Source organism: Mycobacterium sp. (assembly GCF_050701515.1).
Taxonomy (GTDB): Bacteria; Actinomycetota; Actinomycetes; order Mycobacteriales; family Mycobacteriaceae; genus Mycobacterium.
In genome coordinates, this window is sequence record NZ_JBOGDB010000055.1 from 1 (window position 1) to 10491 (window position 10491).

Genomic DNA, 10491 nt, shown 5'->3' on the forward strand with positions numbered 1-10491 from the left:
CACCGGCGAGGTCGGCGCCGCCCGCGCCGGCGTGTTCGGCGTCGCTTGCGGCGGCCTGCAACACCGACACGATGGTGCCCGGCACGGATTCGCCCATCGACGCGACGACCCGACCGACCGCATGGCGCAGCGAGGCGCCCAGGACGACGCCGTCGATGTCGCTCAGCTCGCCACCGCGGTCGGCGGCGGCCGCGGCGGTGACGTCGGCCAGGCCACGCAGAATCTGCGACAGGATCACCCCGGAGTTGCCCCGGGCGCCGTGCAGCGCGCCGTCGGCCAGCGCGGCGGCCACCTGCGCGACGTCAGCACCGCCGGCCGCCGAGTCTGCCTGCGCCCACGCCGAGCGCATGGTGAAGAGCATGTTCGTTCCGGTGTCGGCGTCGGCCACCGGGAAGACATTGAGCAGGTTGATCTCGTCGGTGTGGGCGATCAGGTCACCGACCGAGGTGTGGGCCCAGTCGCGCAGCGCTGACGCATCGAGCCGTCGACACGACTCTCCCATCTGTCACCCACCTCCCACCTCCAGTGACGGACCTCCCGGTGGGCGCCAGCCTATCCATTGCCGACGACACCGCCGGTCACAACGACCAGCCTGGTCCGCAGCCGGTGAACATCGTTTTGGCGTTCGCTTTGCGGCCCGGTATCCTGGTCAGGTTGTCGGGTCGACCCGTCGCCGGTATCCGGCGACATCAACCCAGACCCCCTGTACTGATCCGAGGAGTTCTCGATATGGCTGCCGTGTGCGATATCTGCGGGAAGGGCCCCGGCTTCGGCAAGTCGGTGTCGCATTCCCATCGCCGGACCAGCCGTCGGTGGGATCCCAACATTCAGACCGTGCGCGCCGTGACCCATCCCGGCGGCAACAAAAAGCGCATCAACGCCTGCACGTCCTGCATCAAGGCCGGCAAGGTCGCCCGCGGCTAGAACATTTAGGGCAGCCGCCAGTCGACCGGGTCGGCGCCCATCTGGACCAGTAGGTCATTGGCGCGGCTGAACGGCCGCGATCCGAAGAATCCCCGCGACGCCGACAGCGGCGAGGGATGCGGCGACTCGATCGCGATGCAGTCACCCTGCAGCATCGGCCGCAGCGTCGACGCGTCGCGGCCCCACAGCACCGCCACCATCGGCTGCGACCGCGCCACCAACGCCCGGATCGCGGACTCGGTGACCGCTTCCCAGCCCTTGCCCCGATGCGACGCGGGAGTCCCTGGCCGCACGGTCAGCACCCTGTTGAGCAACAGCACCCCGCGCTCCGCCCATGGCGTGAGATCGCCGCTGGACGGTTCGGGATACCCGAGGTCGGTGGTGTACTCGGCGAAAATGTTGGCCAGGCTGCGCGGCAGCGGCGACACGTCGGCGCCCACCGAGAAGCTCAGCCCGACCGCATGACCCGGGGTGGGATAGGGGTCCTGGCCGACGATGAGCACCCGCACCTGTTCGAATGGAAAAGTGAAGGCACGCAAGATGTTCGGACCGGCGGGCAGGTACCGACGACCGGCCGCGAGCTCGGTTCGCAGGAACTCCCCCATCTGCGCGACCTGACCGCCGACAGGCTGCAGTGCGCGCGCCCAGCCCTCCTCGACCAGTTCATGCAGCGGCCGTGCCGTCACGAGATGACAACCTAGCGGCTTTCGTCACGGAATGACTGCCAGCCCGGATTTCCGTGCCACGCGGCGTCATCCACCAGCACCCTCGCCGGTCCGTCGATCACCCGGCCGATGACCCGCCAGCCGTCCGGCGGCGCTCCGCGGAACGCTGCGACCAGGGCGTGGTCCTCCCCGCCGCCGAGCACCCAGTCCCACCCGTCGACGCCCGCCGCGCTGGCGGCGTCGGCCAGGGCGTCGCGGTCGGCGGCCAGTGCGGCGGTGGATACGTCGATCCCGACACCGGACGCCTCGGCGATGTGCCCCAGATCGGCCAGCAGTCCGTCGGACACGTCCGTCATCGCGGTCGCACCCGCCTCGGCGGCGGCGCGGCCCTGACCGTAGGGAACCTCGGGTGTCAGGTGCCGGCGGCGCAGCACGTCGAATCCGTCGATGCCGTGGCGGTGGAGGGTATATCCGGCCGCTGACCGGCCCAGCTCGCCCACCGCGGCCAGGGTGTCACCCGCTCGGGCACCACCGCGGCGCACCGGCGGCGCTCCGCCGAGATCGCCGAGCGCGGTCACCGAGATCACCCATTGCGGCGCGCTGACCAAGTCACCACCGACGATCCCGGCCGCTGTCCGGCGGGCCTCCTCCCACATGCCGTCGGCAAGTTCCTGTGCCCGCGCAGCCGGGGTGTCACCGGGTGCGCCGAACGCGACCACGAATGCCGTGGCGCGGGCACCCATCGCCTCGACGTCGGCGGCGTTCTGCGCGATGGCCTTGCGGCCCACGTCATGTGGTGACGACCAGTCCAGCCGGAAGTGCCGACCCTCGACGAGCATGTCGGTGGACACCACCGTCCTGCCGTCGCCGGCGACGACGATCGCGGCGTCATCGCCGGGGCCGAGCTCGACGGCGGCCGGCTGGTCGCGCCCGCGCACGAGCCGGTCGATGACGGCGAACTCCCCCAGCCCGGCCAGGCTTTCCGAGCTTTCTGGGGGCTCCTCGTTCGCCATGGCACCTCCTGCGGCGGAGTCTATGCAGCCCATAGAGTTGCCGGTGTGGCACCCTCGACTGACGGCAGCCGGGACGGGCCGCCGCGGGCGTTGTTGATCGCGGCGATCGCGGTGGCCGGTGTGGCCGTCGCCGCGGTGCTGGTCATCGCGGCCACCCGGCAATCGCCGCCGCAGCAACCCGTGGTCATCGCGTCGGTGCCCGCACCGCAGGCAGGCAGCCCCGAGTGCGAGGCGGTGCGCAGCGCGCTCCCCGAGGACTTGGGCGACTATCGACGGGCCGCGACGGCCGATCCCACCCCGGCGGGCGCCGCGGCCTGGCGGGCCGCGGACGACTCCGAACCGGTCATCCTGCGCTGCGGGCTCGACCGGCCCGCCGAGTTCGTCGTCGGCGCACCCATTCAGGTCGTCGACGCGGTGGGTTGGTTCGAGGTCGCCGACGACACCGGCTCGGACCGCAGCACCTGGTTCGCGGTGGATCGCCCGGTATATATAGCCCTGACGCTGCCGCAGGGGTCGGGCCCGACGCCGATTCAGCAGATTTCGGAGGTCATCGCGGCGACCATGCCGGCGAAACCGATCGACCCGGCGCCCGCGCGCTAGCGCAGTCCGGTGCCCCGCGCCAGCGCGGTATCGACCATCGTCGCCAACAAGGTCGGATAGTCCACCCCGCTGGCCGCCCACATCCTCGGGTACATCGAGATCGTGGTGAACCCGGGCATCGTGTTGATCTCGTTGACGACCGGCCCGTCTTCGGTGAGGAAGAAGTCGACGCGGGCCAGGCCCTGGCAGTCGATCGCGTGGAACGCCCGGATGGCAAGCCGGCGCACCTCGTCGCTGACGTCGTCGTCGATCTTGGCGGGGACGTCGAGCTCGGCGGCGTCCTCGAGGTATTTGGTGGCGAAGTCGTAGAACGCGTCCTCGCGACCCCGCACACCGGCCACCCGGATCTCGCCGACGGTGCTGGCTTCGACCCGTCCGTCGGGGAACTCCAATACCCCGCACTCCAATTCGCGCCCGGGTACCGCCGCCTCGACGATCACCTTCGGGTCGTGACGGCGAGCCTGCGCGATCGCCTCGGGCAGCTGATCCCAGCTCGCCACCCGGCTCACCCCGATCGACGACCCGCCGCGCGCGGGCTTGACGAATACCGGAAGCCCGACCCGCTCGCGCTCGTCGAGGTCCAAAGTGTCCTGCCGTGGCCGCAGCACGGCCTGAGCGCCGATCGGCAGACCTTCGGCGGCGAGCAGCTTCTTGGTGAACTCCTTGTCCATGCCGGCGGCGCTGGCCAGCACACCCGCGCCGACATACGGCACGCCGGCCAGCTCGAGCAGACCCTGGATGGTGCCGTCTTCCCCGTACGGGCCGTGCAGCACCGGGAACACCACGTCGACAGCCTGCAGGAGCTCACCGGCCCCCTGGCCGAGGGACAGCAATTGGCCACGGCGACTTGGGTCGGCCGGCAGGGCCAGCGCGGTGCCCGACGTGCCGCTCACCTCGGGCAGGCGGCCGTCGGTGATCGCCAGAGTGTCGGGCCGGGCATTGGTGAGCACCCACGATCCGGCCGGCGTGATACCGACCGCGACCACTTCGAAACGCCCGGGGTCGAGGTGGCGCAGGATGCTACCTGCGGAGACGCATGAGATCGCGTGCTCGGAACTGCGTCCGCCGTAAACGACAGCAACACGGACGCGCCCGGCGGTGCCGGGCTGGTGGCGGGCAGTCACAACCTAGAGAGGCTACCGCCCTCGCCGAAAGCCGCCCGTTGCAGCGGGACGACGTGGCCTTTCACCCCAGCGCACGCTCGATATCGGCGATCAGATCGTCGGCGTCTTCGATGCCGGCCGAGATGCGGGCGAATCCGGCGCCGACTGCATCGCCCCAGCGCGCACGGCGGTCCACCGATGTGTGGATGCCGCCGAAACTGGTGGAGGCGATCAACAGCTCGCTGCGCTCCACCAGGGCATGCACCGCCGCCGCGTCGGCCAGCTCGACAGCGACCAAGCCACCGAACCGCTTCATCTGCGCGCAGGCGACGGGATGCGACGGATCGTCGGGCAGGCCGGGATAGCGCACCGCGCGCACGGCGGGGTGGCCACGCAGCATCACGGCCAGCGCCTGGGCGTTGTGGCATTGGCGTTCGAACCGCAGGCCCGCGCTGCCGAGGCTGCGCAGCACCAGCCACGCCTCGAACGCGCCCAGGATGGGCCCGGCCAGCAGGCGGTCTCGCTCCACCGCCGCCATCAGGTCGGGGTGACTACCGGCGACGTATCCCGCGACGAGATCGCTGTGGCCGGAAAGTGCCTTTGTGGCGCTGGCCACGACCAGGTCGGCGCCCATCGACAGCGGTTGCTGGCCGAGCGGGGTCGCCGTGGTGTTGTCGACAACCAAGGTTGCGCCGCGACCACGGCAGATCAGGGCAAGCCGGTGTAGATCGACGACATCGAGACCCGGGTTGACCGGCGACTCGGCGAGCACGACATCGGCATCCGCCGCGACGTCATATATGTTGGCTGTCGTCGCATCGACTACCGTAACGTCTTGGAGTGCAAGGTATTCCACGGCATAACGGCGCACTTGATAATAGCCATCCGCAGGTATCACCAGCTTCGAGCCCGGTTTGGTGAGGACCCGCATCACCGACGTGATCGCGGCCATTCCCGAACCGAACGTCAACGCGTCCGTAGCCCCTTCCAGCTCCGCAAGCGCCGATTCCAGCTGACGCCACGTCGGATTAGAACTGCGGCCATAGCTGTCGAGTCCCTCCGATTCGTCGGACGACAGATAGTAGGTAGACGCCGGCACAGGCTGCGGTGCCACCGGATGACCCGGGATCGCCTGCGAAGCAACGGCTTTCACGCTGCGGGTAGAATCGCCGTACTGGCCGTCCATGGAATCTATTCCGGCTTGGTGCTACGACCCAGCAGCAGAGCGACTGCCTCGTAGACCGACAGTCCCTTGTGGCACACTCGGTGCACCGCTTCGGTGAGTGGCATTTCGACGTCGTAGCTCGACGCCAGTGCCAATACCGATTCGCACGAGCTGACGCCTTCGGCGATGTGCCCACCCGCCGCCAGCATCGCCGATTCCAACGTCTCACCTCTGCCCAGCCGCTCACCGAACGAGCGGTTGCGCGACTGCGACGACGTGCACGTCGCGACGAGATCGCCCAGGCCGGCGAGGCCCGCCAACGTGGCGGGCGTGGCACCCAACGCGATTCCCAGGCGCATGATCTCGGCCAGGCCGCGGGTGATGATCGCCGCCGCAGTGTTCTCACCCAGCCCGACGCCGGCCGCCATCCCGCATGCCAGTGCGATCACGTTCTTACATGCACCGCCGACTTCGGTGCCGATCACATCGGCGTTGGTATAGGGCCGGAAGTATCCGGTGGACAGGGCCCGCTGCAGGGACACCGCGCGGCCGGAGTCGCTGCAGGCGACAACGGTGGCCGCGGGCTGTTCGTCGGCGATTTCGCTGGCCAGGTTCGGGCCGGAGACGACCGCTACCCGCGACGCGTCGGCGCCGGTCAGCTGGATCACCACCTGACTCATCCGCATCAGCGTGCCCAGCTCGATGCCCTTGGCCACGCTGACCAGCGTGGCGTCGTCGCCGATCAAGTCGGTCCAGCAGGTTAGGTTGTCCCGCAGAGTCTGCGATGGCACCGCAAGCAGCACCGTGCACGCCCCGGCCAGCGCCGCGGCGGCATCGCTGGTCGCGCGGATCGATTTCGGTAGTTCGACCTCGCCGAGGTACGCGGTGTTGCGACGGGTGTCGTTGATCTCATCGGACAGCTCGGGACGGCGGGTCCACAACGTCACGTCGTTGCCCGCATCCGCCAAGACCTTGGCCAGTGCCGTCCCCCACGCACCGGCCCCCATTACCGCCGCCTCGACCACGGCTTCAACCCTAGCGGGGCGACGATCAAGCGGCGCGAGCCGCGTTGAGGAGGCCCGCCATCCAATCGAGCGTGGCGCGTCGCGGTGATATCGCGACTGTGACGGCGGACGCGGCTGGCAGGATGAGAGCTCATGAGCGGCACGCAGCCCGGCGGGCCCCCGGATGTCGGACTGGTCATCGCCGTCAAGCGGCTCACCGCCGCCAAGACCCGGCTGGCGCCGGTCTTCTCGGCGGCTACCCGCGAAGGCGTGGTGCTGGCCATGTTGGTGGATACCATCAACGCCGCGTTGTCGGTGGCCGCGCTGCAGATGGTTACCGTCGTGACACCCGACCAGATCGCCGCCGATGCCGCACGGGAGCTGGGCGCGCAGGTGCTGGCCGACCCGACTCCGGACGGCCACCGCAATCCGCTCAACAACGCGATCGTCGAAGCCGAAGAGGTTGTCCGCGAGACGACGCCGAATATCGTTGCGCTGCAGGGAGATTTACCAGCGCTGCAACCGCAGGAACTTGCCGAGGCGATCACCGCCGCGCGCGGTTACCCGCGTAGCTTCGTCGGCGATCGACACGGCACGGGCACCGCGGCGCTGTTTGCGTTCGGCGTTGGGTTGGAACCTCAGTTCGGCCCCGATTCGGCTCGGCGGCATCAGCATTCGGGGGCCATCGAACTGACCGGGGCGTGGCCGGGCTTGCGCTGCGATATCGACACACCCGACGACCTGCTGGTGGCCCGGAGGCTCGGTGTCGGTGCGGCGACGACGCAGGCCATCGGCCGGCAAAGATGAACAGCAGTCGACGGATATTTGGTCTCGGTGGCAGTTCTGCTGGTCGATGAGGGATGATCGGTGGGATGACCGAAGCCGAAGCCGAAGTTCGACCCGACGACACCGTGCTGGTGTCGGGTGACTCGGCGCCGGAGGCACCACCTGCGGCGACGGCGCCCAGGGTGGAAGATGCGCTGCCCGATGACCGGTATCTCAACCGCGAGCTGAGCTGGTTGGATTTCAACGCCCGGGTGCTGGCGCTGGCCGCCGATACGTCACTTCCACTGCTGGAGAGGGCGAAGTTCCTGGCGATCTTCGCGTCCAATCTCGACGAGTTCTACATGGTGCGGGTGGCCGGCCTGAAGCGTCGCGACGAAATGGGGTTGTCGGTACGTTCTGCCGACGGCCTGTCACCCCGCGAGCAGCTGCGTCGGATCAGCGAGCGCACCCAGCAGATCGCCAGCCGGCACGCCCAAGTGTTCCTGGATTCGGTGCGTCCGGCGCTGGCCGACGAGGGGATGGTGATCGTCACGTGGGCCGAGCTCGACGAGGCCGAGCGCAGCCAACTGTCGGCCTACTTCCACGAGCAGGTGTTCCCGGTGTTGACGCCGCTGGCGGTCGACCCCGCTCATCCGTTCCCGTTTGTCAGCGGGCTGAGCCTGAACCTGGCCGTCACCGTGAGGCAGCCCGACGACGGCGGCCAGCACTTCGCCCGAATCAAGGTGCCCGACAACGTCGACCGCTTCGTTGAATTGGACAGCCGCGACCGCGAGTTGCGTTTCCTGCCGATGGAGGAACTGATCGCGGCGTTTCTGCCGGTGCTGTTCCCCGGCTTGGAGATTGTCGAGCACCACGCGTTCCGCATCACCCGCAACGCGGATTTTGAGGTCGACGAGGACCGCGACGAAGACCTGCTGCAATCGCTCGAACGCGAGCTGGCGCGGCGGCGGTTCGGCTCCCCGGTGCGGCTCGAGGTCGCCGACGACATGACCGAGAGCATGCTGGAGCTGCTGCTGCGCGAACTCGAAGTCGACACCGGTGACGTCATCCAGGTGCCTGGGTTGCTGGATCTTTCGTCGCTGTGGCAGATCTACGGTGTCGACCGCCCGGACTTGAAGGACCCGCCGTTCGTGCCCGCCACACCACCGGCGTTCGGCGAGCGCGAGACACCAAAGAGCATCTTCGCGACGCTGCGCGACGGGGATGTACTCGTACACCACCCGTACGATTCGTTTTCCACCACGGTGCAACGGTTCATCGAACAAGCCGCCGCGGATCCCAACGTACTGGCGATCAAGCAGACGCTGTATCGCACTTCCGGCGATTCGCCGATCGTCAACGCGTTGATCGACGCCGCCGAGGCCGGCAAGCAGGTTGTCGCGCTGGTGGAGATCAAGGCGCGGTTCGACGAGCAGGCCAACATCAAGTGGGCCAGGGAGCTGGAGAAGGCCGGCGTACACGTGGTCTATGGGTTGATCGGGCTGAAGACGCACTGCAAGACGGCACTGGTGGTACGCCGGGAAGGGTCGATGATCCGGCGCTACTGCCACATCGGCACCGGCAACTACAACAGCAAGACCGCACGGTTGTACGAGGATGTCGGGCTGTTGACCGCGGCACCCGACATCGGCGCCGACCTCACCGACCTGTTCAATTCCCTGACGGGTTACTCGCGGAAGGACTCATACCGCAACCTGCTGGTCGCCCCGCACGGCGTGCGCAAGGGCATCATCGAGCGCATCGAGCACGAAGCCGCGGCCACCCGCGCGGGCGCCGAGGGCCGAATCCGGCTGAAGGCAAACGCGTTGGTGGACGAGCAGGTGATCGACGCGCTGTATCGGGCATCGCAGGCCGGCGTGCGGGTCGAGGTGGTGGTGCGGGGCATTTGCGCGCTGCGGCCCGTCGCGCCGGGATACTCCGACAACATCGTGGTGCGCTCCATTCTGGGCCGCTTCCTCGAGCACTCCCGAATCATTCACTTCCGTGCCATCGACGAGTTCTGGATCGGCAGCGCCGACATGATGCACCGTAATCTCGATCGACGCGTCGAAGTGATGGCTGAAGTGAAGGATCCGAGGTTGAAGGCTCAACTAGACGAAGTGTTCGAGTCCGCGATGCACCCCGCGACCCGCTGCTGGGAGCTGGGCGCCGATGCAAGTTGGACAGCATCGCCACAGGAGGGCCAGACCGTGCGCGACCATCAGGTGTCGTTGATGGAACGTCACCGGCATCCTTGATATCCACCTGCAGGAGTTGAGGTGCCGAAGGAGACCCCGGCGACCGATGAGGTCACGGCGAACACGGCCGTGCAGGCCGCCGGTGCGGTGTTGTGGCGCTCAAATGGCGCTGACCCAGAAGTGGCGGTGATCCACCGCCCGCGCTACGACGACTGGTCACTGCCCAAGGGCAAGGTCGACCCCGGCGAGACCGAACCCATCGCCGCCGTGCGGGAGGTGCACGAGGAAACGGGCTACTGCTCCCATTTGGGTCGGCGGCTGACCTCGGTGAGCTATCCGGTCGAACAGGGCATCAAGAAAGTCCGGTACTGGGCAGCCCACAAGGTCGACGGCGAATTCATTCCGAATCCCGAGGTCGACCAGTTGTTGTGGCTGCCGGTGCCGGCGGCGATGAAGCGGTTGGGCTATCGACACGATCGAAAGGTGTTGCGCCGGTTCGCGAAACTACCGGTCGACACCCAGACCGCATTGATCGTCCGGCACGGCACCGCAGGCAGCAAGTCTCGCTACCAGGGCGATGATCGGTTGCGCCCGCTGGACACGCGGGGCCGTGCCCAAGCCGAATCACTGGTCGGCCAACTGCTGGCGTTCGGCGCCAACAAGCTCTACGCCGCGGACCGGTTGCGCTGCCACCAGACCCTCGAACCATTGGCCGAAGAACTGGGCGTTCCAATCCACGACGAGCCGCTGTTGACCGAGGAAGCCTACACGGACGACCGCAAGGCCGCCCGCCATCGTGTTCTCGAGATCGCCACCGAAGGGGGCACACCGGTGATCTGCACGCAGGGAAAGGTGATTCCCGACCTGATCGCGTGGTGGTGCGAGCGCGAAGGTGTGCGTCCGGACAAGTCGCGCAACCGCAAGGGCAGCACCTGGGTGATGTCGTTGTGGCAGGGCCATTTGGTGGCCGCGGACCATATGGGTAGTCCGCTGGCCGCCAAGAAGTAGAAGCGCCGACGGTCGCGTGTCACGCCGGCACGCCGCGGGTCACACC

The 10491-nt window shown here is 68.2% G+C and carries 11 protein-coding genes; 5 read left to right on the plus strand and 6 right to left on the minus strand.

Annotated elements, in window-relative coordinates; all coding sequences use genetic code 11:
• Positions 1–502: DAK2 domain-containing protein (locus tag ACRDU5_RS04890; RefSeq protein ID WP_526613256.1), on the minus strand; the 502-nt coding region annotated here is incomplete at its 3' end.
• A gap of 227 nt (positions 503–729) precedes the next feature.
• Here ACRDU5_RS04890 and rpmB point away from each other — a divergent pair.
• Positions 730–924: a 50S ribosomal protein L28 gene (rpmB, locus tag ACRDU5_RS04895; protein ID WP_526613258.1), complete on the plus strand. Its 195-nt coding sequence runs from the start codon at positions 730–732 to the stop codon at positions 922–924.
• A gap of 5 nt (positions 925–929) precedes the next feature.
• Here the strand turns inward: rpmB and ACRDU5_RS04900 are convergent, their stop codons facing one another.
• Positions 930–1610, minus strand: a complete 681-nt coding sequence (locus tag ACRDU5_RS04900) for a uracil-DNA glycosylase (RefSeq protein WP_526613259.1) — start codon at positions 1608–1610, stop codon at positions 930–932.
• Positions 1611–1621: 11 nt separating this feature from the next.
• A complete protein-coding gene (locus tag ACRDU5_RS04905; RefSeq protein ID WP_526613261.1) occupies positions 1622–2602 on the minus strand; it encodes a thiamine-phosphate kinase in 981 nt (326 codons plus the stop codon).
• 45 nt (positions 2603–2647) lie between these two features.
• Between ACRDU5_RS04905 and ACRDU5_RS04910 the strand changes: the two genes are divergently transcribed.
• Positions 2648–3202, plus strand: coding sequence for a DUF3515 family protein (locus ACRDU5_RS04910; protein ID WP_526613262.1), 555 nt, complete (start codon positions 2648–2650; stop codon positions 3200–3202).
• Here ACRDU5_RS04910 and ACRDU5_RS04915 read toward each other — a convergent pair.
• From ACRDU5_RS04915 to ACRDU5_RS04925, 3 genes are all read right to left on the minus strand, one after another.
• On the minus strand, positions 3199–4326 hold the full coding sequence (locus ACRDU5_RS04915) for a D-alanine--D-alanine ligase family protein (protein ID WP_526613264.1): 1128 nt from the start codon (positions 4324–4326) through the stop codon (positions 3199–3201). The genes ACRDU5_RS04910 and ACRDU5_RS04915 overlap by 4 nt on opposite strands.
• A 61-nt stretch (positions 4327–4387) precedes the next feature.
• A complete protein-coding gene (locus ACRDU5_RS04920) occupies positions 4388–5491 on the minus strand; it encodes a cystathionine gamma-lyase (protein WP_526613266.1) in 1104 nt (367 codons plus the stop codon).
• Between the two features lie 5 nt (positions 5492–5496).
• Positions 5497–6477 (minus strand): NAD(P)H-dependent glycerol-3-phosphate dehydrogenase, encoded by a 981-nt coding sequence (locus tag ACRDU5_RS04925; protein ID WP_526613272.1) that lies wholly within the window; start codon positions 6475–6477, stop codon positions 5497–5499.
• Positions 6478–6627: 150 nt separating this feature from the next.
• Here ACRDU5_RS04925 and cofC point away from each other — a divergent pair, with 150 nt between their 5' ends.
• The 3 genes from cofC to mutT1 all read left to right on the plus strand — a co-directional run bounded on the left by cofC (position 6628) and on the right by mutT1 (position 10445).
• The gene (cofC, locus tag ACRDU5_RS04930; protein WP_526613268.1) at positions 6628–7281 is read left to right on the plus strand and encodes a 2-phospho-L-lactate guanylyltransferase; all 654 of its coding nucleotides are present in this window, start codon (positions 6628–6630) and stop codon (positions 7279–7281) included.
• A 65-nt stretch (positions 7282–7346) separates the two neighbouring features.
• Positions 7347–9497, plus strand: coding sequence for an RNA degradosome polyphosphate kinase (locus ACRDU5_RS04935; RefSeq protein WP_526613269.1), 2151 nt, complete (start codon positions 7347–7349; stop codon positions 9495–9497).
• Positions 9498–9518: 21 nt separating this feature from the next.
• Positions 9519–10445 (plus strand): 8-oxo-(d)GTP phosphatase MutT1, encoded by a 927-nt coding sequence (gene mutT1 / locus ACRDU5_RS04940; protein WP_526613271.1) that lies wholly within the window; start codon positions 9519–9521, stop codon positions 10443–10445.
• Positions 10446–10491 lie beyond the last annotated feature (46 nt).